Consider the following 25,001-nt stretch of genomic DNA (forward strand, 5'->3'; position numbering starts at 1 on the left):
GATATGGAGTCTTCTCGGGTACAGGCCCTAGAAAACCCATTTGGTCCCAAAGTATTGGGGATGTGATTGGTAAAGGTGTAAACCATGTGGTCGGTACCGGACGTAAAGCATGTGTCCGGTACGTACCAGTAATGCTTGGTGGGTCGGGCGAGATTCGAACTCGCGACCAACGGATTAAAAGACTTAAGAATTGTGCTGAACAGTAATCAAAACATTAGCTTAAACCTGCTTAGAAAGTGATGTGATATCGGCGGTTGGTCTAGCGGGTTTGGTTGGCGTAAGGTGGAGATCAATTGGTTTCGACAGCGTCTTGTTGGAGTGTCGCGTTTCCGGACGCTTATGTTGTCGGGTTAACCGACACTTGGAATGGGAGCTATCGGCCACTAAGAGACCTTCTGAAGTTGTTGAGCCGCCTCTTCCACCAAGTCATTGGGTATTCAGGGGGTTGTGGCATTACAGCAGCTATGTGAGTGATTAATCCATTTGACTTGTATGGAAAAGCTCTAAATGCAAAATACGAAGAAATATGCTGTAATTAGCTAATGAGAAAAATCCTGATAATTCTGGCCCTGCTAGCTTTATCGATACAAACATCCTATGCTACGGTTTCTGCTTACTGCCAAGAAGAGCAGGCAGCAGCTTCTCATGTTTCACATCACGAGCATGAGAAGCCAGTCAGCATTGCCTCTGCTAGCGATTCTGCAAGCTACGATTCTGATTGTGGGGTCTGTCATTTGGCGCATTCTCCAGCATTGCATTCCACTTTTAGCATTTCAGTTACCTCTACCATCTTTCATTATGAAGATGCACGAGTAGAGTTTTTAGTCGATATTTCTCCTCACCGCCCCGAAAAACCCAATTGGCTCGCTCTCGCCTAAGTTAGCGAGAGCCTTAACCTAATTCTTCTCCTCTCGCTAACTCTGTTTTGAACAAACAAATGGAGTTTTTATGTTGCGAGAGTATTCGGGCGTAGTTCGTCGCTGCGTCATTCAATTTACTGGATTGGTATTTATATTGGGATCGCCAATAGCGCTGGCTAATGCCGAGCTCAAAGGTGGATCGACCTTAAAGTCCTTCTATGAATCTTCATGGGAGCGCCAACCTGACTACAAGTCCTATCAGTATCGAGTAGAGGCCGCGCTTGCTAAGCAAAAAATTGCTAGCAGCCTTTTGGTAAGCCCAGCTTCGGTTGAAGTGTCGCAAAAGACCGATAGAACTAACAGCAATCAAGGCGCTAGTGAAACCATACTGGGTTTAGATATCCCCCTGTGGTTATGGAATGAGCGGTCAAGCTCAATTAATTTAGCGGATGCTGAATATAAAAAGCTTTTGTCTCAATACTATCTATCCCAATTGAGAATTGCAGCTGAAGTAAGGGATGCCTATTGGAATTACCAGAAATCAAAAATTGAGTCTGATTTAGCGCTACGCAGAAATGAGAATGCAAAGAGCTTAGCTCTTGATGTTGAAAAGAGATTTAAGGCTGGAGACTTATCTCGCGCTGATCTTCATCAGGCCAATGGTGCCCTCGCATCATCAGAAGCTTTTTTGGTCGAAGCGCAGGCCAACGTAATTAATGCTGAGCAAAGGGTGCGTACTTTATTAGGAAGTGAGTATCTCAAGAAAATTCAATTCGGTGACATTGCTAAAAATATTGAACCGCTACCTAAGGTTCCTGAAAACCTGTCAGGACTAGATTCTAGTTTGCCAATCGTTGCAGCCCTTGTAGATCAGTTAGAGGTTGCTAAAAAAGCAGTTGACCTAGCAAAGTCTCAAACTCGGGCTTCCCCACAATTGCAAATATGGACTACTAAGGGCCGTGAAGTCTATGGCGTTCCGTATCAGCAATCAGTTGCTGTTGGGTTAAGAATTCCTTTTGGCTCTGATGCTCGCAATACCAATAGATTGGCCAGTGCTACTGCTGAGATGGTCGATTCAGAGGTTCGATTGTCCTATGAGCGAGAGTCTGCATTAAGTAATGTGGAGTCAAATGTGGCTTTAGTGAAGTCGGCAAAAATGAAGCTTGGCGCTGCAGATAAGAGGTCTAACTTAGCCAATGAAACACGTCAATTTTTTGACAAATCATTTCGCTTTGGTGAAACCGATTTGCCCACAAGACTACGTATTGAGCTAGAAGCAGTGGATGCAAATAGGCAGGCTGCAATTGCAAAAATCAATTACGCAGTTTCAGTTTCAAATTTACGACAGGCCCTTGGCCTGTTACCAGAGTAAGGTCACTTTAACTATGAATTTATTGAACAAATATAGTCAGTGGGCGTCAAAACTATTAATTGCGCTATTTCTGACGATCGCATCGGCAACTTATGCAGGTCCTGGTCATGGGGAGGAAAAACCCACCACTGCACAAACTCAATCACTACCTCGCTTTTATGCTGAATCTGATCTCTATGAGGCGGTAGGAGTGATTAACGGCAAGGAAATCACGCTCTACCTAGATCGCTACTCCTCCAATGAATTGGTCAAAGGAGCCAAGGTTGAAATTGAGCTTGAGGGCTCTAAAATTAGTTCAGAGCCTCATGGCGATGGAGAGTATCTCTTTCGCCTAAAAAATAAAATTAAAGATCAGCCTACTGCGATCACCATCACGATTAATGATGATGTTACCGACATACTAGCAGCCACTATAGATCTAAGTTCCTTTGAGCGCTCCTCATTGATCACTTGGAAATCAGCAATAAAGATCTTGCTTTATTTCAGCCTCTTGATGGCAATTGCCTATTTGTCTTATCGCAAGAAAGAGGTGTTGATGACGAATACAAAAAAACTAATCAAACAAATTAAGGAGCGGGTATGAATCGCAAACAGAGAGATTTTGTATTTCGCCCCATTGTCCTCATTAGTTTATCTGTGGCGCTATTTGCTTTTAAGGTTTATGCTGGGCCGGGTCATGGCGAGTCGGAAGTATCCCAAGTTCAAGGTGACGCCCCTAAAAGACAGTCGGACGGCAGTCTTTTTATTCCCAAGCCTGCGCAACGCCAGTTACACGTGATGACAGCTCCTGGCCAGTTCGGCGAATATGCCAAAACCTATGATTTAGCTGGAAAAGTCATTATGGATCCTAACTTTGGCGGTAAGGTGCAAGCGATTGTTGCTGGCCGTATTACGCCGGGACCAGCTGGTTTTCCATTGCCCGGACAGAAGGTTAGTAAAGGCGATGTCTTGGCGTATGTAACGCCAGAGGCTGGCCCAGGAAAATCAAGATCACTTGCGGAAAGTCGACTAAAGCGTTTGCGAGATCTGAGCGATACGGTCCCTCGTAAGACTATTGAAGAGGCAGAAGCCGCTGTTGCTAATGAAGAATTAAGAGCCCCAGTCAGCGGAATTATTTCTACTACGGGTGTCGTATCTGGCCAAGTAGTGCAAGCAAGAGATCTAATCTTTGAGGTCGTTAATCCATCCAAGCTATTAATAGAAGCGCTTGCCTACGATTCAAGTCTGAGTAAGAACATTGCTGATGGCAAGGTGGATGTCAATGGCAAAGTGATTGAGCTCAAGTATCTTGGTGGTGGACAGACCCTCAGAGAGCAAGCCTTACCTCTAACTTTTTCTGCTAAATCGGACGATCTCCAATTTTTACCCATAGGTCAGCCCATTCGAGTATTTGTAAATACCGATAGCAAGATCACTGGAGTAAAGGCGCCTTCAAAATCATTAGTCAAAAGCAGCTCGAACCAAACAATTGTCTGGATTAAAAAGTCCCCAGAAATATTTGAGCCAAGAACAGTTGTATATGAGCCTTTAGATGGTCAGAGCATTGTTATTACTAGTGGTATTAAAGATGGTGAACGAGTCATTACTGATGGGGCATCCCTCATCAATCAAATTCGTTAAGGATTAAGACATGTTTACTTGGTTATTAGATTTCAGCTTAAAAAATCGCATGATAGTGATTTTGCTCGGTGCTATATCTATGTTCTATGGTGCCTACACCTTAAGCAAGATGCCTGTGGATGTCTTTCCCGATCTGAATAAGCCTACTGTCACCATCATGACCGAGGCTGGCGGAATGGCTTCAGAAGAAGTTGAACAACTCATTACATTCCCACTCGAAACGGCTATGAATGGTTTACCGGGAGTAGAGGCTATTCGCTCAGTATCTAGCGCCGGCCTCTCTTTCATATACGTTACTTTTGACTGGACTGTAGACATCTATCGCGCCAGACAAATGGTTTCAGAAAGACTGTCATCTATGGAGGGAGCAATTCCGGATGGCATTGTTTCGCGCATGGGGCCCATTAGTTCGATCATGGGTGAGATTATGCAAATTGCCATTCCGATTGATGAATCTAAGATTTCATCCATGCAGGTTCGCGAGTATGCTGATTGGGTTTTGCGACCCAGATTGATGGCTATCCCCGGGGTAGCGCAAGTCATTCCTATAGGTGGGCAAGTCAGGCAGTTTCAAGTGCAACCCAATACTCGCCGTATGGCGGAGCTAGGCCTTAGCATATTGCAGATTGAAGATGCATTGCGGGGCTACTCTGCAAATACGTCTGGTGGATTTCTTGAGTCCAATAATCGTGAGTATCTTATTCGTCATATAGGGCGAACCTCTAGCCTTGAAGATTTAAAGAACATTGCCGTATCGAACCGCAATGGACAAACAATACTTTTAAGACAAGTTGCAGATATTACTTTTGCACCAGCAGTTAAGCGAGGCGATGCCGGTTATGAAGGTGGGCCAGCAGTCATTCTAGGTGTACAAAAACAACCTTCAGCAGATACGGTAGCGCTAACAAAAAAGATTGAATCGGCTATTGCAGAATTAAAGCAGGGCTTGCCAACTGGCATGGAAGCTCCAAAAGTAACATTTAGGCAGGCGAGCTTTATTGATGCATCCATTAGCACTTTAGAGGGTAAGCTGATTGGCGCATCAATCTTTGTTGCTGTAGTGCTGTATTTCTTTTTAGGAACAATTCGCCCGGTCCTCATCTCATTAACAGCAATTCCAGTTTCAATTCTCTTAACTGCCCTAGTTTTTAAGTACTTTGGTTTATCAATTAATACGATGACCTTAGGAGGCTTAGCCATTGGAATCGGCGGCCTGGTTGATGATGCAGTAGTTGATGTGGAAAACGTAATTCGTCGCCTTAGAGTAAATCTAGATAAAGCATCTTTAGACCAATTAAGTCCACTAGCGATTGTGAGAGCCGCATCGCTTGAGGTAAGAACCGGAATTATCTATGCTACAGCCATCATCGTTTTGGTATTCATCCCATTATTTGCATTACCAGGTATAGAGGGGCGACTATTTGTGCCTTTGGGTATTGCATTTATAGTCTCTACTCTTGCATCGCTTTTAGTTTCAGTCACTATCACGCCAGTACTCTGCTTTTACTTGCTGCCCTCAATGCAGTCCCTGAGGGATCACGATACAAAGATTGTCACTTGGCTTAAAAGCCATTATGAGGTTCAGTTATCAAGGTTATTGGCGGCGCCTAAAAAGCCTCTGATGTATGCTTTTGCATCCGTCATAGTCGCTGCTGCCAGTGTTCCCTTTATGGCGAGCGCATTTTTACCGCCCTTTAACGAAGGGACTTTACTGATCGGATTGCGTTTAAATCCTGGTGTCTCTCTCTCTGAATCGGCGGGCGTAGCTAGCCAAGCAGAAAAGTTAGTCAGGCAGGTTCCAGAAGTGACTTATGTTGGACGCAGGAGTGGCCGCGCAGAATTGGACGAGCATGCGGAAGGTGTACATGTGAGCGAGTTAGATGTTGGTTTAAAGCCTGCGGGAGATTTAGATCGCTCCATGGCTGAGATACAGGCAGATATCAGGTCAAGATTAGTTAACTTACCCGCTGCAATTGCGATCGGTCAGCCAATCTCACATCGAATAGATCACATGCTTTCAGGAGTGCGATCGCAAATTGCTATTAAGATCTTTGGCGATGATTTGGACGTGCTGCGTAGCCAAGCCGACCTTCTAAGATCGAAATTGGCAGGCATTGAAGGCTTAGTTGATCTAGAAATAGAAAAGCAGGTTTTAGCACCACAAATTAAGGTCCGAATTGATTACGATAAGGCGGCGCAATATGGAGTTTCAACATCTCAGATTATGGCCACCTTGCAGGGCATGGTTGAAGGGGAGAGGCTCTCGCAAATTATTGAGGGTAATCGACGGTTTGCCTTAGTGATCAAGTTACCAGACTCAGCAAGAAATTTAGAAGGGCTTGCTGATATCTTGATTGATACGCCAAATGGAAAAATTCCACTCTCCAAAATTGCTAGCATTGAGGATGGGGATGGCCCAAATCAAATTAGCAGAGACGGCGGTAAGCGAAGAATTGTCTTATCGGCTAATGCCTCCAAGCGTGCCCTGTCAGATATCGTGGCTGATATTAGAACTGTGATCTCTAATCAGACTCTTCCAGAGGGTTACTTTATTACTTTAGATGGTCAATTTAAAGCGCAAGAAGAGGCATCTAAAGTAATTGGTTTGCTATCGATTGGATCATTTCTTTTGATGTTTGCGGTTTTAAATAACCGCTATAAGTCCATGCGCCTATCTTTAATGATTATGTCTAACATTCCCTTAGCTATGGTCGGAGCAGTGATTGGTTTGTGGATTTCAGGCCAGCCACTCTCGATTGCTGCATTAATAGGATTTATCACGCTAGCAGGAATATCTGTGCGTAACGGAATCTTAAAAATTAGCCATTACTTAAATTTGATGCAGTCAGAAGGTGAATCGTTTAGTCTGGCAATGATTATTCGCGGATCAATTGAGCGCTTAAGTCCTGTACTAATGACAGCTTTGGTCACAGCTTTTGCCTTGGCACCATTGTTATTTGAAGCAGAGCGTCCTGGTACAGAGATATTGCATCCAGTAGCAGTTGTTATTTTCTCCGGGCTCATCAGCTCTACCTTATTGGATACCTTTTTAACGCCAGCCATGTTTTGGCTTTACGGGAAAAAAGCATCTGAAATAGCCTTGAGCAATATGAAAACTAACGAAGTATTTTAATTTAAAGGGGTTTATATGAAATCAATGATGGTGATTGCAACCTTGCTAATCAGTTTTATTGGTCCAGCCCATGCTGGAGCCGGCCATGATTTAAAGCCAATGCATGGCGGTGTCATAGTAGAGGCTAAGGACATTGATGTTGAATTGGTTGCAAAGCCTGATAGCCTATCGCTGTATTTGACGGACCACGGTAAACCGATACCTATAGATGGTGGGACCGCAAAGCTGACAGTCTTAATTGGATCAGATAAAAAAGATTATGAGCTACTGCCTAATGGAGGCAAATTGGAAGTGAAAGGTAATTTCGCTATTCCCAAGGGAGCTAAGGCTATAGCAGTTATCAAGATAAAAGCGAAAGTGATTACAGCAGGATTTAATTTATAGCCTAAATCAGCTCAATCTAGTCTGTACTCTGGGTCGCCCTAAATGATCTGGATTAACCTCGCTGAATAGTAAAGACAGCGCCCATCTATAGTTGGTTTTGGGTCGTTATCGGTCCATTGCTAACGGCATCCTACTATGTCGGTTAACCCGACAACCGTCGTGTTTCGAGACGCTCACGGCTAATCAGTGCTTAACATTCCCACTCACAACGACCCAATATTGTCTATTGTTCCCAACGGGCTTAAAAATGTCGAATTGGCTTTAGACAGGGTTCCTTGGGTGTTAACGATTGGTTATTGGTAAATCGGCAAAAGGCCGATGACTGCTTTCGGCTAATAAGAGGCGGTAGTGTCACCTCTTTTTTACTTCACGGGTAGCGATAATTTATTTAAGATCCCGCAATGTGCTGAGTCCTGATTCGCATGACATTGTTTTCTGAGCAGCTTTAATTGTCGCTCAAGTTGGCGTAGCTCATTAATTCGATTGCTTACACCTTCAATATGGGCATCAAGCAATTCATTTACTGCATCACAGTTTTCATCGGGCAAATCTTTTAAGCGAAGTAATTGACGAATTTCACTTAAGGTCATGTCCAGCGAGCGGCAGTGGCGAATAAATGTAAGGCGTTGCAGGTGCTGATCCCCGTAGATTCGGAAGTTACCCTCAGATCGAGCCGGTTTTGCTAACAAACCCTCTTGCTCATAAAACCGAATAGTTTCCACTTGAGTGCTTGTGGCTGTTGCTAGTTCACCAATTCTCATTTGACCTCCAAGTTTTTACATTTTTATTCTAATCCCTTGACTCTATAGTTACTATAGGGTGTTAAATGTTTTATGTCTTCATCATTTAGGTTTCCGCTATGAGCGAATGCAATACCTCCTGTAGTTGTTCAACATCAACCCCTGTGACAAAGGCTTCTGAAATACCGAGCAAGAATAAGGCCATCTATCGCATTGAAAATATGGACTGCCCAACTGAAGAGGCGCTTATTCGCAAAAAGCTAGCGAGTGTAAGCGGCATTGAGTCGCTGGACTTTAACTTAATGCAAAGGATGCTCACGGTTGGTCACAATCTCAACTCACTTGACGCTATCGAGTCCGCTTTGGGTTCAATTGGAATGCAGGCGGTGCTACAAATTGGTGAGACTTCTACAAAGGACAGCTCACTTGAGCCTATGCCTAAAACCAATTGGTGGCCATTAGCTATTGCAGGTATCACTGCAACCTTGGCTGAAATCATGGAATTGCTGCAACTTGGTAATCAGTGGATTGTCATTGCTCTAGTAATCGCCTCAATTGCTTCAGGGGGCCTTACCACTTATAAAAAGGGCTGGATTGCATTAAAGAATGGCAATCTCAATATCAATGCCTTAATGTCAATTGCAGTCACAGGCGCGATGGCGATTGGAAGTTGGCCAGAAGCCGCCATGGTGATGTTCTTATTTACTCTAGCTGAAGTAATTGAAGCCAAGTCATTAGATCGTGCTCGTAATGCGATTCGTGGCTTATTAGACCTCACCCCTGAAACCGCAACCGTTCAGCAAGCCGATGGCTCTTGGGTGCTAACGGATGTAAAGGCTATCGCTTTAGGTGCTTTAGTTCGAGTGCGTCCTGGAGAGCGAATAGCTTTAGACGGCATATTAATAAGTGGTAACTCGGCAGTAAATCAAGCGCCAATCACGGGTGAGAGCCTACCCGTCGATAAGATAGTTGGCGATGAGGTATTTGCAGGAACGATCAATCAGACAGGATCGTTCGAATACAAAGTTACTGCAGAAGCGACTCATTCAACGCTAGCTCGAATTATTCATGCAGTTGAAGCAGCGCAAGGAAGTCGTGCGCCCACCCAGCGTTTTGTTGATCAATTCGCCAAGATCTATACGCCAGCTGTTTTTTTGCTTGCGGTGTTAGTCGCTGTTTTGCCTCCATTGTTAATGGCGCAGTCATGGCAAGAGTGGATCTATAAAGCATTAGTCATGTTAGTGATTGCCTGCCCTTGTGCTTTGGTGATCTCAACACCAGTAACGATTGTGAGTGGCTTAGCAGCCGCTGCAAGAAAAGGCATCTTAATTAAAGGAGGCGCTTTTTTAGAAGCAGGACGGAGCATGAAGGTCTTAGCAGTAGATAAGACAGGGACACTAACCTACGGGAAGCCTGCACAAACGGACTTTTTTGCATTAAGTAGCAATGACAAGCATATTCACGAAATTGCCATCAGTCTTGCGGCACGATCTGATCATCCCGTATCTCTAGCAATTGCCCATGCTAATCAAGAGCAAAAGAATGATTTAAAGACTGTAGATAGCTTTGAGGCGATTCTGGGTCGCGGTGTCAAAGGCGTTATTGAGGGTAATTTGTATTACCTTGGCAATCATCGACTGATTGAAGAATTGGGTTTGTGCTCTGATGATATTGAGAATCGTTTATTACCACTAGAGCAGCAGGGCAAAACGGCCGTATTGCTTACCAACCAAACAGAGGTTTTAGCTATTATTGCGGTGGCCGATACTGTTAGAGAAACAAGCAAGCAGGCTATTGATGAGCTTCACCAATTAGGCGTGACTACCATCATGCTCACTGGTGACAATGAGCACACCGCTAAGGCAATAGGTAAACAGGTGGGTGTCGATGAGATTATGGGTAATTTATTGCCTGAAGATAAGCTCAAAATAATTGACAGTCGCCTAAAAAAGGATCCCAATGTAAAGGTAGGCATGGTTGGAGATGGCATTAATGATGCCCCCGCTTTAGCAAGAGCAAGTATTGGATTTGCGATGGGGGCGGCTGGAACCGATACTGCGATAGAGACTGCTGATGTTGCGCTAATGGATGATGATTTACGCAAGATTGCTACCTTTATTCGGCTATCCAAATCAACCGCTCTAATTCTGACTCAAAACATTGTTCTTGCTCTTGGCATTAAAGCTATTTTCCTTGTGCTTACCTTTACAGGGCAAGCCACGATGTGGATGGCGGTATTTGCGGATATGGGTGCGAGCTTGCTAGTAGTGGCAAATGGATTGCGGTTATTAAGAAGCTAGGTGTTAGTTCATATCAAGCAGTTAACTCAAGGAGTACTAAAATGAAAAAGCTAGGATGGGTTGCGATTTTAAGTTTAGGTGTTTTACTAAGTGCGCCCGTTTTGGCGCAAACAGCAGGGGCGGGCACTAAAGCCTCACAGACACAACAAAAAAATGTTGATGTAGCGGAGTTTGATAAGCAAGCCGCTCAAATTCAAGAGAACTTTAAAAAGATGCAACAGCAGATGGATCAGATCCGTGCAACTCAAGATCCGCAAGAAAGGCAAAAGCTGATGCAGGCTCACTGGAGCACAATGCAGGGCAACATGAATATGATGCAAGGCATGTGGGGTTCGGGAATGATGGGTTGTTGTGGTGGTAACGGCGGCATGATGGGTGGACACATGATGGGTTGGAATGGTATGGGCCCCTATTACTCTAAATTAACACCTGAGCAGTTAAAGCAACGCCAATACATGATGGATCAATACATGGGTATGCAGCAGAACATGATGAACCAAATGATGCAGCAGAACTATATGTGGATGGATCGGTCAAGGTAGTAACACACTAGGGGGATGAGTTACTGGACTTGTCCTCCAAGGTCTCCCTTGGGTCGATAAGATCCAAATTGATTGAATTCACTCAGATGACTCAAATCGGCCAGAAGTAGTCGCAGTAATTTTAGTGACTGAGCTTATTTGATTGCAATTTCAGAATTAAAGAAGATAGAAATTTAAATTGTGTCTTAAACCTTATCAGTCTTAGTCTACGCCATAAAGAGGTGAGAAGCCGCCTCCCAAGGTTCTTAAATTTGTTGTTTGCCCTTGGTATATGCGACTTACTGAAATGAGTGAATTACCTTCAAAGACATAATCTCTAATATCGACTTTAAGATCAACCTCATTACCATCAATCGTGATGGTTCGTTTGCTTGGTGGAATTACTTTTTGTGCAATATAGCTTTTATCCTTAATTTGACCCCATACGCCTTTAGTTAATTTATCTCCGCGATATACAGCGCGACTCCCATAGCCTTGACTGGGCTTGAAAAAGTAGTCTTTGCGATTTGTCCAAAGAGATTCTTCGTTTTTAGAGGACACTTTTACAGTCTCCGGAATGTGGCTTAGGAGTATTTCTTGTATAGCCAAGTCAACCCCTAGGGAGTCAAGATGTTCCCGATTGCTTAAGATGCAAAGGTTATCTTTATTGGCAAATACTGCATGATTAAAGGGGTTTGGGGTGATGGCTACAAGATCTTGAAGATAAGCGTCTCTAAGCGCTTCGTATGATGAACCTTGAAAATAAAAGTCGGTCGTTCGGTTATAGATTAAGTCAATTTGGACTTCGCCGAAGTAAACCTTTTGATCTTTAATTACGAGACCATCTGGAGAGGTGATGATTGTCGTGATTCCATGCTTTTGAAACAGGGCTTGGAAGAGTTGAAACTCAGGATATAAGAATTGTTCAGTTGGACTCTCATCAACGATTGCAATCGTCTTTAATTGCGCAGAAGGATCCCTATTGAAGGATCTCCACTCCCGGGTAAACATATCCAGAAAAGTCTCATAAATTTCATTGGGCATATTTCTTGCTCCCAAGCGTCTCTCTACTGGCTCACAGCAATTTATCGATGCCCCAATTTCAAGGGCAGAAATCATAGCGCCGCCTGCATTGGTATTGATTTCAATTAATTGCGGGCCATTTACCCCTAGGTGAAAATCAAATCCATAAAAAACACCACTTGTACTTTGTTGATGTCTAGCAATGGATGGAGCTTGCTCAAGAACTAATTTTTGAAATAAAGGCATTTCGCAAACTTTATAGACCGCTTTTACTAATGCTTTCATCTGATCTAAGGCGGCTTGGTCAATAAATACTCCGCTACTTGAGAGCATCGAGCCTATCTTTGTAGCAGTTGAATCAGCAAGGTCCAGATCACTAATAAGGCGATGAACCTCAATATCTAGTTTCTGTTTGTCTACGCTGATGCAGTTGCACTGGGCATTGAGTTTGGCGGCTTTATCTGACATGGATTTCGAATCTACTATCTTTTTGGTGGGGGATGGTGGGGGTTCTTGTAGCACTTTACGATAAACACCCATTTACAAACCAAATGGATTATTCACATCTTCTTGAATTTATAGCCTCAATAGCCCAGTAAGTTAATACCTAGACTCAAAATGTGAAGAGTAAGGCCGACAAAACGCTAAATTCAGTGTAATATTAAACAATGCGGAAAGTATGCGTTTTCTTATGTTTAAGTTTTTTTATTAGCCTGATTCATGCGGCTAGCATGCCCGTATTCGTTTCCGATCAACACCATGCGCACCAGTCCCAAGCTGCGACTCATGCTGATAATGCTGACTCTCATATGCAGCATAAGCAATGTAACGATTGCACTTCATCGATAGAAAAGTCGGCAAAGAAAGTGGCTACAAAGTGCCATACCGCTTCTCAGTGCTGCGTTGGTATTGCTGATTTAACAGTTTCATCCTCCGTAGTTGCTCCTTTGCAGTATGCGGACAATCTACTGCCTTACGCTCCTACTTTGGCACTCGGCCAATCGCTAGGTAGCATTTACAAACCCCCTCGGATTTAAATTTCCTCAGTAGTAAGTAGATTTTGGCGACAAGTCTTGTCGCTACGTTTGTCTATTGGAGAAATTATGAGCATATTTAAATGCATGTGGGGCAATGGAATGTTTCTATTGGCGCTCACATTACTAGGTAGTCCAGTTGCATCGGCGCAAGATGCGGCGGTAAATGGTTCTTCGGCAAAGTTTATTGCCGAGTCGCTGCAGTACACGTCAGTATTTAAAAATTATCAGCCTTATTCGGAAGAGGAGATCATTCCTTGGAGGCAGGCTAACGCTACCGTCCAAAAGATCGGCGGATGGAAAGTGTATGCAAAAGAAGCTGCTCAGGCTGATGTGGCGCCAACAAGCGAAGAGCACTCGAAAAATCATCACGAGGGAGTTAAATGATGATGACCATGCCTTTCAATAAACGATACAAAATAGTATCAATCTTATTTGCGAGTGCTCTTACTGGATGCGCTAGCGTCAATATTGACGAGGCCTTACAAAAAACGAATCTAGATTCGAGTAAATTTACTAATGGCCAGGTTGTTTTAGCAAAATCGTCAGATGAGCGTGATGTTCTTCAGGGTAGAGCTCAGGAGCTGCTGGCTAAGAATTTAAATCAAAGCGATGCTGTTCAGCTTGCCTTGATTAATAGTCCAGCCGTTCAAGCACTTATTGCCCAGAATTGGTCTGAAGCAGCGTCTGCTGCCCAAGCAGGCAGAATGTCTAATCCTTATTTTGCTTTTGAGCGAATGGTTACTAGTCCAGAGATCGAATTTAATCGCTGGTTTGTATTTGGATTATTAGATCTGATTACTTTGCCACAGCGCAAAGGAATAGCTGATAAGCGAATTGAACAAGCTCAATTGCGTTTAACGACCGAAATCATTGATCAGGTTACTTTGGTTCGCCAAGCCTGGGTTCGTGCAGTTGCAGCAGAGCAATCCCTTAAATATGCCGATCAAGTTTTTCGAAGTGCAGAAGCAAGTGCTGAGTTAGCAAGGCGCATGGAGGCGGTAGGTAATCTCAATAAGATTACTCGTGCAAGGCAGCAGGCTTTTTATGCAGATTCGGCCACGCAGTTTGCTAATGCAAAACAGACTTCAGTAAGCCGTAGGGAGGAGCTTGTTCGTGCTCTTGGGCTAAGTGAAGCTCAGGCAAAAGAACTGAAATTGCCCGATCGTTTACCTGATCTGCCTAAGCAACCACCAAACACCGAATTTATTGCGCAGCAAGCCGGTGTAGAGCGGCTAGATATACGCTTGGCTACAGCAACTTTAGAGGCAGCAGCGAAGGCCCAGGGGCTTAACAACATCACCAGTTTTACCGATATTGAGCTGGGCTTTAATCGCGGCACTAAATTTGATTCAGCATCTGGTGAGAGCACCCCAAAGCAGGGTTATGAAATCTCAATTCGACTACCAATTTTCGATTGGGGGAATATGAGTAGGGACGCCATGAATGCCCAAACTTTGGCTGCATTTAATCGGCTAGAGGGCGTTACTCGAAATGCTAGTTCCAATTTGAGGGAGACTTATTCGGCCTATCGAACTGCATACGATATATCCCAACACTATCGAAAAGAAGTAATACCTGTACGCAAAGCCATTGCTGAAGAAAGTCAGCTTCGCTATAACGGCATGATTATTGGTGTCTTTGAGTTGATTGCCGACTCAAGAGATCAGGTCTCTGCAGTAATTGCAGCGATTAATGCTCAGCAACAATTTTGGTTAACAGATGCTGCTTTGCAGTCCTCCTTAATTGGCAGACCAACAATACTCCAGGTGCCTAGCGTTACTGGGGCGGGGATGTTAGCAAACCCTGCCGGACATTGATAAGGAAAAATAATGAGTTCAAGAAGAGATTTTTTTAAATACGCCGGTATTGCTGGTGGTGCTGTTGCGGTTGCAGCAGTTGGCCGCTATGCCTTATCTGGCGCCCCAGAAATAGTGACGCAGGTAAACGCTAATACGATGCCACCATTGACCCCTAGTACAGGTCGCCCATACAACCCAGTTGTTACCTTAAATGGCTGGACATTGCCCTGGAGAATGAATGAAGGCGTTAAAGAGTTTCATTTAGTCGCTGAGCCAGTAGTGCGAGAAATGACTTCTGGATTTAAGGCGCATTTATGGGGTTACAACGGTCAAAGCCCTGGGCCAACAATCGAAGTGGTGGAAGGCGACCGAGTCCGGATATTTGTTACCAATCGGTTACCAGAGCAGACTTCAGTACATTGGCATGGCCAAAGATTACCAAATGGTATGGATGGTGTAACAGGCTTAACTCAAAAAGGTATTCCACCCGGAAAAACCTTCATGTATGAGTTTGTTGCTCGCCGCCCGGGAACATTTATGTACCATCCCCATGCCGATGAAATGACACAGATGGCAATGGGAATGATGGGTATGTGGATTACGCATCCTAAAGATCAAAATCCACTTATTGATGATGTTAATAGGGACTTTTGTTTTTTATTGAGCTCATATGACATTGATCCTGGTAGTTACACACCAAAAGTAGCCACGATGGTTGACTTCAATATATGGAGCTGGAATAGCCGCGTTTTTCCTGGCATAGATTCTTTGAATGTCGCCCTAAATGACAAGGTCCGAATCAGAGTAGGAAACTTAACAATGACCAATCATCCAATTCATCTTCATGGGCATGAGTTTTCGGTCACAGGCACTGATGGAGGCCCTGTTCCAAAAACTGCTCGTTGGCCTGAGGTAACCACTGACGTGGCTGTTGGGCAGATGCGGCAAATTGAATTTCTTGCAGATGAAGAGGGTGACTGGGCGATCCATTGCCATAAGAGCCACCACACCATGAATGCAATGGGGCATAACCTCCCCACCATGATTGGCGTTGATCATCGGGGGGTTGGCAAGAAGATCAACAGTCTGATACCTGACTATATGGTGATGGGTGAAAGGGGTATGGGTGATATGTCTGAAATGGAAATGCCTATTCCCGATAACACGGCTCGCATGATGACGGGTATGGGTCCTTTTGGGTCGGTAGAGATGGGCGGTATGTTTAGCGTATTAAAAGTACGTAAGGATCAAAAGCCTGGCGATTATGCAGATCCGGGTTGGTATAAGCATCCGGCTGGTACGGTGGCAGAGGCTTACAAAGGCGCATTACCTGCAGCTCCAACGCAACTAAATACTGCAAAACCTATGCAATCAACAAGACCAAGCTCTACAAAAGAAATCGAAGTGCAAGTAAGGAAGCCCAATGGGCATTCTGGACATTAATAATTAAGGAAAACAAAATGAAAAATATTCAATTTACATTGGCAGCAATTGCGATGGCAGCATCTAGTTTGGTGTTTGCGCAAGGTGCAACACAACCTGGCGGTATGGGGATGATGAATCAAGGGGCCATGAACCAAGATCCAATGGCAGCGATGTGTCAAAAAATGCATCCTGAAATGAGTCCTGATCAATGTAAGGCGATGCACGAGAATATGGCAAAAATGACTCCTGAACAAAGGGTGGCAATGTGCCAACAAATGCATCCTGAGATGAGTGCTAGTCAATGTAAGGCGATGCATGACAAGATGCAGGGATCAGGCGCAGGCATGGGGGCTATGGGTGGCATGGGCGCAATGTCTCATGACCATGGCGCTAGTGGTGGTCATGATCATGCCAGCGAAAATTCTAGTGTTGGACAGCCGGGTATTGCAGCCAAAGTAAATCGAACAATTAGAGTTCGCATGACAGACAACATGAGATTTAATCCTAGCAGTATTCAAGTCAAGCAAGGCGAAACTATCCACTTTGTAGTCAAGAATCTGGGTAAAACAAAACATGAAATGGTGCTTGGTACAGATCAAGAGCTACAAGAGCACTATAAGCAGATGATGAAGTTTCCAGAAATGGAGCATGCCGAGCCAAACATGGTTACCTTAGGCGCTGGTCAAACAGGTGAAATTATTTGGCAATTTACGAAATCTGGAAAAGTGCAATTTGCATGCCTACAACCAGGCCATTACGATGCGGGAATGAAGGGATCAATTTCGGTAGCTGGACCTAAATCTGTTTCACCAGCACAGAAAGGGGACGGCCATGGCTCCCATCAACATTAATTTAACAAGAAGGGCTATAACAATGGGATTGGTGCTAGTGCCGTTTGCATCCAGTGCTGTCAGTGAAAAACCATTGATCACAGTATGGAAGAGTCCAACTTGTGGCTGTTGCAAGGATTGGATTTCGTATGTGGAGAAAAATGGCTTTGCTACTAAAGTGATCAGCGATGGTAATGACCAGATTAGAAAGAAGATGGGCATGCCCATTCAGTTTGGGTCTTGCCATACCGCAGTCATTGATGGTTATGCAATCGAAGGCCATGTCCCGGCGAGGGAAATTAAGCGTTTATTGGCCGAGAAGCCCAATGCTGTAGGGATTGCTGTACCAGCGATGCCCATAGGCTCTCCAGGAATGGATGGTCCTGAGTATGGATCTAGAAAAGATCCTTATGACGTTTTATTGATCTCTAAAAATGGTCAATCCCAAATTTATCAATCTTATCGATAGGAATTAAATTATGAACAATCTAAAAAAATATTTGAGTGTTATTTTTCTACTATCAGGAGTAATCTTGACTCATATAGTAAGCGCCCAATCTACTGGTGCATATACGGCTGGTCAGGTACGCAAAGTTGATTTGGAGCAAGGCAAAGTCACCATTCGTCACGAGGAAATCAAGAATTTAGATATGCCCCCAATGACCATGATTTTTAACGTGAAAAACAAAGCCCTTTTAAATGGTCTTAAGTCTGGAGACCAAGTGGAATTTGTGGCATCAAGCGAAGGTGGAAAGCTATATGTCGTCGAATTAAAAAAGGGAGAATGAAAATGAGTCAAATTTATTTAAATGTCGCCGGTATGACTTGTGGATCTTGCGTTAACCACGTTACCAAGGCACTTGAATCTTTAGATGGCGTATCCAATATCCATGTCGACTTGCAAAAAGGAAAAGTGCATTTAGATAGGGTGAGCTGGAAGACCGATGATTTGATTCATGCGCTAAATCAGGAGGGTTATCCATCTTCTTTGGACCTTGATGGCAGCGTTCAGGCGCCACAGAAAAAATCTGGTGGTTGCTGTTGTGGTTAACACTCTCTTTAATTCCCAATTTTTAGACATCCAAAAAGGTAACTGTTCTTAAAGACTCAAACTTCAATTAAGTAAAGGAGTAACAAATGCGTAAATATCTTATCGGTCTGTTGGCAATAGCAGCGGTATTGTTATCAGGTTGTGGGTATAACCAAATTCAGTCCCAAGATGAGCAGGTAACTTCTAGCTGGTCTGAGGTATTGAATCAATATCAGCGTAGAGCGGATCTGATTCCTAATCTAGTAAGCACGGTCAAAGGCGAAGCTAAGTTTGAGCAAGATACCCTGACCAAAGTGGTAGAGGCTAGATCTAAAGCTACCTCAATTCAAGCTACTCCTGATTTGGTAAATAATCCAGAAGCTTTCCAGAAATTCCAGCAAGCGCAAGGGCAGCTCACTTCGGCTTTATCCAGGTTATTGGTCGTTACAGAAAGCTACCCGAGCTTACGAACAAATCAAGGGTTTAGAGATTTGCAAGCGCAACTAGAGGGTACTGAAAATCGCATTACAGTTGCTCGTAATCGGTACATTAAATCTGTACAGGAGTACAACGTCACGATTCGTTCATTCCCATCGAATTTAACAGCAATGGTGTTTGGTTATAAGGCCAAGGCAAACTTTACTGTTGAGAATGAAAAGGAATTAGCGACCCCTCCTAGCGTTTCATTTGATACTCCTGCGGCGAAATAATTGGAGCAACTTTCGTGACCCGCATCTTCTGGCTGCCTAAATGCCTATTCGCCTTGCTAACGCTTTTGGCGCTGCTCTGCTGGCCTCAGTTTTCTGTGGCGCAGCAGACGGTGCCAGCTTTATCAGGGCGGGTCATTGATCAAACAGGTACTCTTACACCCAGTCAGATTGGCTCTCTAGATCAAACCTTAAGCAATTTTGAGGCTAAAAAGGGTAGTCAGATTGTGGTGTTAATGGTGCAATCTACAGCCCCTGAAGCTATTGAGCAATATGCTATTCGCGTAGCGGAGCAATGGAAGATTGGACGGAAAAAAGTAGATGATGGTGCGATTCTGATTATTGCTAAAGCGGATAGAGCCCTTCGGATTGAGGTGGGTTACGGCCTTGAAGGAGTATTAACTGATGCAACTAGCAAGCGAATCATCGACCAAATCATTGTGCCCCGATTCAAACAGCAGGATTTTTATGGCGGCATTACGGATGGCGTAAACGCTGTGATTAGCGTGGTTGATGGTGAGGCGTTACCAGCGCCAAACCCAACTAATACAGAAATGCGTGACCCCGGGGATATTCGTTCGTTTTTACCAATCATTTTTATTGTGGCTTTAGTGCTTGGTGGAATCTTACGATCGATGCTCGGCAGGTTGCCTGGATCCCTCGTTACCGGAGGATTTGTAGCTCTTATCGCCTGGTTTATGTTCGGTGCGTTTTCTATGGCCTTAATCGCCGGTGTTGTGGCATTGGTCGTTGCTCTATCCGGAATGGGGTTGGGTAGACATGGCTTTGGTGGCTATAGCAGTGGAGGAGTTCATGGTGGCGGGGGTGGATTTAGTGGTGGCGGTGGCGGCTTTGGTGGCGGTGGCTCCTCGGGGAGATGGTGAGCATGAATATGAATCGATTAATAAAACATCTCTGGTCTCATAGTCGCAAGGTAGGGAAATGCTTTTCCAAGGAAGATCTTGCCGCAATAACAAATGCGATTCGAGATAGTGAGGCTCAACATTCGGGTCAAATCTGTTTTGCCGTGGAAGGTGCCCTGGATACGCTTGCCTTGTTAAAAGACTTAAGCCCTAGAGATCGTGCAATTGAAGTCTTTACCAATCTCAGAGTTTGGGATACCGAGCACAATAATGGGGTGCTCATTTATATTTTATTAGCCGATCATGCTGTAGAGATAATTGCCGATAGAGGCATTCATTCAAATGCGGATGCCAGTGCGTGGGATGTTATTTGTCATGAGATCGAATCCAAATTTGCGCTCAATGAATATCAGGCTGGCATTTTGTCTGGAATTGAAATGGTGAGTCAACTATTGCAAAGTCAATTCCCGGGGAAATCATCTTCAGATAATGAAATCCCAGATACGCCAGTTTTAATGAATTAGGTAAACAAGGATTTGCAATGAGTAAGCACAATGAGAACAATCATCATGAGCATGGACACGATCACTCCCATCACGAACATTCTTCAGATGAAAATTCCTTGAAGGATCCTGTTTGTGGGATGACGGTCACTTCTCAGTCTAAGCATAGTTACTCGCTTAAGAATATTGCGTATTACTTTTGCAGCAATGGTTGTAAAGAAAAATTTATTGGAGCGCCCAGCAGGTATCTAGATGGGGGGCTACAGGACTCAGAGTCTTCTGCTTCGGTGGCTGGCACAATTTATACCTGCCCCATGCATCCGCAAATTCGACAAGATCATCCTGGTAATTGCCCAATTTGTGGGATGAGTTTAGAGCCTCTGCTGCCTGAATTAGAGGAAGAAGAAAATCCAGAATTAGTTGATTTTCAAAGGCGATTTTGGTGGACACTGCCTTTGACGACAGTGGTGACTGTCCTTGCGATGTTTGGCCATAAACTTAATCTACTTGAGTCTCAAACCCAAACCTGGGTTGAATTATTCCTATCCTTACCAATTGTTTTATGGGCAGGATGGCCATTCTTTTATCGTGGCTGGCAATCCATAGCCAATCGCAGTCCAAATATGTGGACTTTGATTGGATTGGGAACAGGTGCTGCATTTTTGTATAGCGTTGTTGCTACGGTAGCTCCACAAGTATTTCCTGCTTCCTTTATGTCTATGGGCAGGATTGGTGTGTATTTTGAGGCAGCCGCCGTCATTATTTCATTGACTCTGCTTGGTCAGGTGTTGGAACTAAAGGCACGTTCACAAACTTCTGCGGCAATTAAATCCTTGCTGGGCTTAGCTCCTAAAACAGCTAGAAGAATTAAGGGCGATGGATCTGAGGAAGATATTCCTTTATCAAATGTTCATATTGAAGACTTATTGAGGGTGCGCCCAGGTGAAAAAGTGCCTGTTGATGGCGTCATTGTTGAAGGCTCTAGTGCGCTTGATGAATCCATGCTTACCGGGGAGCCATTGCCAGTTACTAAGCGTATCGGTGATCGTGTGATTGGAGCAACGATGAATACCAATGGCGCATTGATTATTAAAGCCGAGCGTGTTGGTTCATCAACCATGCTGGCTCAAATTGTGCAAATGGTAGCTCAAGCCCAACGCTCCAGAGCACCAATGCAGCGAATGGCAGATATTGTTGCGGGATATTTTGTAGTAACGGTTGTAGCGATAGCTTTACTGACTTTTTTCATTTGGGGGATCTTTGGCCCCGAACCAAGTTGGGTCTTTGGTTTAATCAATGCGGTTTCGGTATTAATCATTGCTTGCCCTTGTGCCCTAGGTCTTGCCACGCCAATGTCGATTATGGTTGCTACTGGTAAAGGGGCGACAAAGGGAATTTTGTTCCGCGACGCTGCGGCCATTGAAAATCTTCGTAAGGTGAACACCCTCATTATTGATAAAACAGGCACCTTAACAGAGGGTAAGCCAATTTTTGATAGAGTTATTCCTGCGCCCAGCTTTGATGGTAATGAGGTCTTAAAGCTTGCAGCAAGTCTTGATCAGGGCAGTGAGCATCCTCTTGCCGATGCGATTGTTCGTGCTGCAAGAGATGGTAATTTGCCCCTGGAGAAACCTGAAAACTTTGAATCTAGTTCAGGAATTGGAGTTCAAGGTAGCGTTGGCTTGTTTCATTTGGCGTTGGGTAATACTGCATTGATGGATAAGCTGGGAGTTTCTGTTGATATTTTGAAAGCCCAAGCAGAGGAGCTCCGCTCTGAAGGCGCTAGCGTGATGCATTTAGCTATCAACGGAAAGCTTGCTGGACTTTTAGCTGTCTCTGATCCTATTAAGGCTACTACGCCAGAGGCTTTGCAAACCTTAAGAGAGGCGGGATTGCGAATTGTGATGGCAACTGGAGATGGATTAACAACTGCTAAATCTGTTGGCAAGCGCCTTGGGATTGAAGAGGTCTATGGAGAGGTTAAGCCAGCAGATAAGCTCGAATTGGTAACTCGACTACAAAATGAAGGTCGGATTGTTGCAATGGCAGGTGATGGCATCAATGATGCTCCAGCTTTAGCAAAAGCCAATGTTGGTATTGCTATGGGCACCGGTACTGACGTTGCTATGAATAGCGCCCAAATTACTTTAGTTAAAGGTGATCTCAGAGGTATTGCGATTGCTAAGTCGCTTTCAGACGATACGGTAGGCAATATGAAGCAAAACCTAGTGTTTGCGTTTCTTTATAACGCACTGGGCATTCCTATTGCTGCTGGTCTCTTATATCCTTTCACTGGATGGTTACTCTCACCATTAATTGCTGCACTTGCCATGAGCTTGAGCTCAGCCTCGGTCATTACAAATGCGTTACGTTTAAGGAGAAATTAATCATGGAAAAGTCATTTCATCCATTCTCTGAGTTATTCCTTCAATTAGGACTACCTTCTGATGGTAATAGTATTAAGGCATTCATTGATCGGCATGCTCCTTTAGATGAAGCGATTGAATTAGCGGATGCACCATTGTGGACACCATCTCAAGCAAGGCTTCTTCGTGATGAGTTGCTTTTAGATGCTGATTGGGCCGAGATTGTGGATCAGTTAAATAAAGCCTTACGTTAAGCAGGTCGCTCAGTTTTGGGTGAGAGTTAGCGTACTCAGATTATTGAATTGATGGTCTGCTTTGGGTCGGAGTCTGCCTACCAGATATCCACACATGAAATGTCGGTTTACTCGACAAATTTTCCGATCGACCTTCCTGAAATCTGAAGTTAAGCTACAAGTGTCTCGAAACACGACACTTGAGTGCAAAATCTAAACCAGCTTTTCTCTAAATCTAGTGCATCCCAGTCTGCTGATGTAATTCACCTCCACCGAGGTTTAGTAAGTCTCTTTAAGCGATCAGGCAGCAATCAATGGCAATGCCGCTTTAGGTTGCCTAACGATCAATGGCATTCCATGAGCACTGGCCAGGCGGATCTTGAGGAGGCCAAGCATACCTCTATAGCACTCTATGAGCAGACCATGGCTAAGATAAGCCAGGAATTAAGCCTCAAATCCAAGTCATTTAAGCAGTTGGCTGAAGAAGACCTCGTGGCAATGGATATTGCCAATAAAGAAGGTAATGGCAAAGCTATCTTTAAGGATTACAAGTTTGTTCTCAATAAATACCTCATCCCGTTTTTTGGAAAATTCCAATTAAAGGAAATCACTCCCGAACTGGTTAAGGATTTTGAATCTTGGCGCTTATCCCAAATGGGAAGAGATCCCCAGGCAAGCACTAAGCGTACCCATGCAACGACCTATAACCGGATAGTTGCCTTAGCTAGAGAGCAAAACTTGATTGCCGATACTTTTCGGGTTCCTTTATTAGATCCCCATGGATCTCCCAGTCAAGCAAGACCCGCTTTTAGTAAAGAGGAGATCATTCAATTATTAGCCTACATGCCTAGCTGGGAGAAGGTGGGGAGATCATCGCGTACTAAGGAGATGAGACAGCTATGCCGCTCTTATGTGGAATTCTTACTCTATACGGGAGCAAGGCCTGGAACCGAGCTAAAGCCCATGCGCTGGAAGCATTTGCAATGGCATTGGATTGGCGATCAACGCTATCTCAAGGTTTGGCTTTCCGGTAAAACAGGACCTCGGTATTTAATTGCCAAACATTTGGTGGTGGATTGCTTGGAAAGATTAATTGCTTGGCATCAATTGCCATATAAAGATCTAAATGCCGTCATAGAGGCTAGGTTAGATCATCTGATATTTACTTTCCCAAGAGGGGTTCAGCCTTATAACTTCAATCCTCAGTTTGAGAATCTACTAAAGGAATGCAATTTGCTGAAAGATGTAGCGGGGCGCAATCGCAGTCTGTATAGTCTGCGCCATACCTATGCCACATTTGCACTAGCTGAAGGGGTTGATATACACACCCTCGCTAGGCAAATGGGTACTTCGACATTAATGATTGAGCGTCACTACTCAAAACTCACCCCAATGATGGCAGCCGCTAAGTTGGCTTAGATCTCAAATTTTCCAATATGCAATTCTTCACATAAAAAACTTTCAATGTCAGCCCTCAGTTCAACTTGCGTATGTCCATCAATAATGTCGGAAATGAGCTGAGGGAAACCATCATTTGATATGTGCCTGGAATCCGATAGTGCTTGATACCGATCTCTGGATTTGGTGTAGTAGTAAAGCGCCTCGTTAAATAAGGCTTCCATTTCATGAAGATCAAGTAAGGCGCTTAGAGCTGCACGAATGCATAAAGCTGAATTCTTATTCATGAGCCAATAGATCGAGCAGTCTTTATTAGCTAAGCTAGTAGCAATAAATTCAACATGCTTTAGATTGCCGATGACCATATAAGACCGATTTGGACCTGTGAAATTAAGATAACCATCCAGTATTTTGATGGCATCAAGCTCAGAATCAATTGTCCCAATTGGTTTTGAATGCCCGCGTATATAGATCTTCTGTGAAGATGAGCTGATCTTCTGAAAGTATTCGGGATCAATGCCATGGTTAGGAGTGTCAAAAACAAAGACTGTTCTAGGGTAGCGCATGACAACCCCAAAATTCAAAAATTACCATCTTCATATTCTTTTTCTATGTGCTCGTATTGGGTGATTTCAATATTTAAAAAGTAGTTAATCGATAGTAGGCTTCCAAAAGATCGGAAATCTGAATAATTCGAGACTTTTCGGTTATCTCAACCTCGTTTACACATTCATCTTCAATGGCATTCAATACAACATATGCGCCATCAATGCTGCTATATGTTTCTCGGTCATTTAGTACAACTGCGTCAAAATATTTCATGATTACTCCAAGGTAAATTAATTTAAGTAGATTTG

At 43.9% G+C, this 25,001-nt stretch carries 27 protein-coding genes; 23 read left to right on the top strand and 4 right to left on the bottom strand.

Features of this window, described 5'->3' with window-relative positions:
* From ICN12_RS06685 to ICN12_RS06715, 7 genes are all read left to right on the top strand, one after another.
* Nucleotides 1-206: hypothetical protein (locus ICN12_RS06685; protein WP_216271757.1), on the top strand; the 206-nt coding region annotated here is incomplete at its 5' end.
* A 336-nt stretch (nt 207-542) separates the two neighbouring features.
* Nucleotides 543-878 (top strand): hypothetical protein, encoded by a 336-nt coding sequence (locus tag ICN12_RS06690; RefSeq protein ID WP_015421834.1) that lies wholly within the window; start codon nt 543-545, stop codon nt 876-878.
* Nucleotides 879-948: 70 nt separating this feature from the next.
* Nucleotides 949-2,232 (top strand): TolC family protein, encoded by a 1,284-nt coding sequence (locus ICN12_RS06695; RefSeq protein WP_015421833.1) that lies wholly within the window; start codon nt 949-951, stop codon nt 2,230-2,232.
* Nucleotides 2,233-2,245: 13 nt separating this feature from the next.
* Entirely contained in the window at nt 2,246-2,815 is a 570-nt protein-coding gene (locus tag ICN12_RS06700) for a hypothetical protein (protein WP_015421832.1), read from the top strand.
* The gene (locus ICN12_RS06705; RefSeq protein WP_015421831.1) at nt 2,812-3,852 is read left to right on the top strand and encodes an efflux RND transporter periplasmic adaptor subunit; all 1,041 of its coding nucleotides are present in this window, start codon (nt 2,812-2,814) and stop codon (nt 3,850-3,852) included. The genes ICN12_RS06700 and ICN12_RS06705 overlap by 4 nt, the downstream gene beginning before the upstream one ends.
* 10 nt (nt 3,853-3,862) lie before the next feature.
* The gene (locus ICN12_RS06710; RefSeq protein WP_015421830.1) at nt 3,863-6,985 is read left to right on the top strand and encodes an efflux RND transporter permease subunit; all 3,123 of its coding nucleotides are present in this window, start codon (nt 3,863-3,865) and stop codon (nt 6,983-6,985) included.
* A 15-nt stretch (nt 6,986-7,000) separates the two neighbouring features.
* The gene (locus tag ICN12_RS06715; RefSeq protein ID WP_015421829.1) at nt 7,001-7,369 is read left to right on the top strand and encodes a hypothetical protein; all 369 of its coding nucleotides are present in this window, start codon (nt 7,001-7,003) and stop codon (nt 7,367-7,369) included.
* 362 nt (nt 7,370-7,731) lie between these two features.
* On the opposite strand, the gene cadR is transcribed toward ICN12_RS06715, so the two are convergent.
* Nucleotides 7,732-8,130, bottom strand: coding sequence for a Cd(II)/Pb(II)-responsive transcriptional regulator (gene cadR, locus ICN12_RS06720; RefSeq protein ID WP_015421828.1), 399 nt, complete (start codon nt 8,128-8,130; stop codon nt 7,732-7,734).
* 98 nt (nt 8,131-8,228) lie between these two features.
* On the opposite strand from cadR, the gene ICN12_RS06725 reads away from it, so the two are divergent.
* Together ICN12_RS06725 and ICN12_RS06730 are read left to right on the top strand one after the other, a co-directional pair.
* Nucleotides 8,229-10,409, top strand: coding sequence for a heavy metal translocating P-type ATPase (locus ICN12_RS06725; RefSeq protein WP_215346990.1), 2,181 nt, complete (start codon nt 8,229-8,231; stop codon nt 10,407-10,409).
* A gap of 41 nt (nt 10,410-10,450) precedes the next feature.
* Nucleotides 10,451-10,951, top strand: a complete 501-nt coding sequence (locus tag ICN12_RS06730; RefSeq protein ID WP_068949419.1) for a hypothetical protein — start codon at nt 10,451-10,453, stop codon at nt 10,949-10,951.
* Nucleotides 10,952-11,152: 201 nt separating this feature from the next.
* Here ICN12_RS06730 and ICN12_RS06735 read toward each other — a convergent pair whose 3' ends face one another.
* Nucleotides 11,153-12,238 (bottom strand): hypothetical protein, encoded by a 1,086-nt coding sequence (locus ICN12_RS06735; protein ID WP_215346986.1) that lies wholly within the window; start codon nt 12,236-12,238, stop codon nt 11,153-11,155.
* Between the two features lie 446 nt (nt 12,239-12,684).
* Between ICN12_RS06735 and ICN12_RS06740 the strand changes: the two genes are divergently transcribed.
* The 14 genes from ICN12_RS06740 to ICN12_RS06805 all read left to right on the top strand — a co-directional run bounded on the left by ICN12_RS06740 (nt 12,685) and on the right by ICN12_RS06805 (nt 24,165).
* The gene (locus ICN12_RS06740; RefSeq protein WP_215346984.1) at nt 12,685-12,990 is read left to right on the top strand and encodes a hypothetical protein; all 306 of its coding nucleotides are present in this window, start codon (nt 12,685-12,687) and stop codon (nt 12,988-12,990) included.
* A gap of 66 nt (nt 12,991-13,056) precedes the next feature.
* Nucleotides 13,057-13,374, top strand: a complete 318-nt coding sequence (locus ICN12_RS06745; RefSeq protein WP_215346982.1) for a hypothetical protein — start codon at nt 13,057-13,059, stop codon at nt 13,372-13,374.
* Nucleotides 13,374-14,807 carry a TolC family protein gene (locus ICN12_RS06750; RefSeq protein WP_216230291.1) on the top strand — a complete coding sequence of 478 codons (1,434 nt, stop codon included), beginning with the start codon at nt 13,374-13,376 and terminating at the stop codon, nt 14,805-14,807. Before ICN12_RS06745 ends, ICN12_RS06750 begins: the two co-directional genes overlap by 1 nt.
* A gap of 12 nt (nt 14,808-14,819) precedes the next feature.
* Entirely contained in the window at nt 14,820-16,232 is a 1,413-nt protein-coding gene (locus ICN12_RS06755) for a multicopper oxidase family protein (RefSeq protein ID WP_215346980.1), read from the top strand.
* Nucleotides 16,233-16,558: 326 nt separating this feature from the next.
* The gene (locus ICN12_RS06760) at nt 16,559-17,065 is read left to right on the top strand and encodes a cupredoxin domain-containing protein (protein WP_215350260.1); all 507 of its coding nucleotides are present in this window, start codon (nt 16,559-16,561) and stop codon (nt 17,063-17,065) included.
* The gene (locus ICN12_RS06765) at nt 17,046-17,513 is read left to right on the top strand and encodes a DUF411 domain-containing protein (protein WP_216251780.1); all 468 of its coding nucleotides are present in this window, start codon (nt 17,046-17,048) and stop codon (nt 17,511-17,513) included. Before ICN12_RS06760 ends, ICN12_RS06765 begins: the two co-directional genes overlap by 20 nt.
* A gap of 64 nt (nt 17,514-17,577) precedes the next feature.
* Complete coding sequence (locus ICN12_RS06770) at nt 17,578-17,832, top strand: copper-binding protein (protein WP_216185869.1); 255 nt, start codon at nt 17,578-17,580, stop codon at nt 17,830-17,832.
* 2 nt (nt 17,833-17,834) lie between these two features.
* Nucleotides 17,835-18,095, top strand: coding sequence for a heavy-metal-associated domain-containing protein (locus ICN12_RS06775; protein ID WP_215346977.1), 261 nt, complete (start codon nt 17,835-17,837; stop codon nt 18,093-18,095).
* A gap of 86 nt (nt 18,096-18,181) precedes the next feature.
* Nucleotides 18,182-18,784: a LemA family protein gene (locus ICN12_RS06780; RefSeq protein WP_215346975.1), complete on the top strand. Its 603-nt coding sequence runs from the start codon at nt 18,182-18,184 to the stop codon at nt 18,782-18,784.
* A gap of 14 nt (nt 18,785-18,798) precedes the next feature.
* Nucleotides 18,799-19,665: a TPM domain-containing protein gene (locus tag ICN12_RS06785; protein WP_370624968.1), complete on the top strand. Its 867-nt coding sequence runs from the start codon at nt 18,799-18,801 to the stop codon at nt 19,663-19,665.
* A 2-nt stretch (nt 19,666-19,667) separates the two neighbouring features.
* Entirely contained in the window at nt 19,668-20,168 is a 501-nt protein-coding gene (locus tag ICN12_RS06790; RefSeq protein ID WP_251374374.1) for a TPM domain-containing protein, read from the top strand.
* A 17-nt stretch (nt 20,169-20,185) separates the two neighbouring features.
* Nucleotides 20,186-22,534 carry a heavy metal translocating P-type ATPase gene (locus tag ICN12_RS06795; protein ID WP_216271758.1) on the top strand — a complete coding sequence of 783 codons (2,349 nt, stop codon included), beginning with the start codon at nt 20,186-20,188 and terminating at the stop codon, nt 22,532-22,534.
* Between the two features lie 2 nt (nt 22,535-22,536).
* Nucleotides 22,537-22,767 carry a DUF2789 family protein gene (locus tag ICN12_RS06800; protein WP_015421810.1) on the top strand — a complete coding sequence of 77 codons (231 nt, stop codon included), beginning with the start codon at nt 22,537-22,539 and terminating at the stop codon, nt 22,765-22,767.
* Nucleotides 22,768-22,950: 183 nt separating this feature from the next.
* A complete protein-coding gene (locus ICN12_RS06805) occupies nt 22,951-24,165 on the top strand; it encodes a tyrosine-type recombinase/integrase (protein WP_216271759.1) in 1,215 nt (404 codons plus the stop codon).
* Here ICN12_RS06805 and ICN12_RS06810 read toward each other — a convergent pair.
* Nucleotides 24,162-24,710: a hypothetical protein gene (locus ICN12_RS06810; RefSeq protein WP_216271760.1), complete on the bottom strand. Its 549-nt coding sequence runs from the start codon at nt 24,708-24,710 to the stop codon at nt 24,162-24,164. The genes ICN12_RS06805 and ICN12_RS06810 overlap by 4 nt on opposite strands.
* 73 nt (nt 24,711-24,783) lie before the next feature.
* Complete coding sequence (locus tag ICN12_RS06815) at nt 24,784-24,966, bottom strand: hypothetical protein (protein ID WP_215346965.1); 183 nt, start codon at nt 24,964-24,966, stop codon at nt 24,784-24,786.
* Nucleotides 24,967-25,001: the final 35 nt, after the last annotated feature.

Source organism: Polynucleobacter sp. AM-25C3, assembly GCF_018882335.1.
GTDB lineage: Bacteria > Pseudomonadota > Gammaproteobacteria > Burkholderiales > Burkholderiaceae > Polynucleobacter.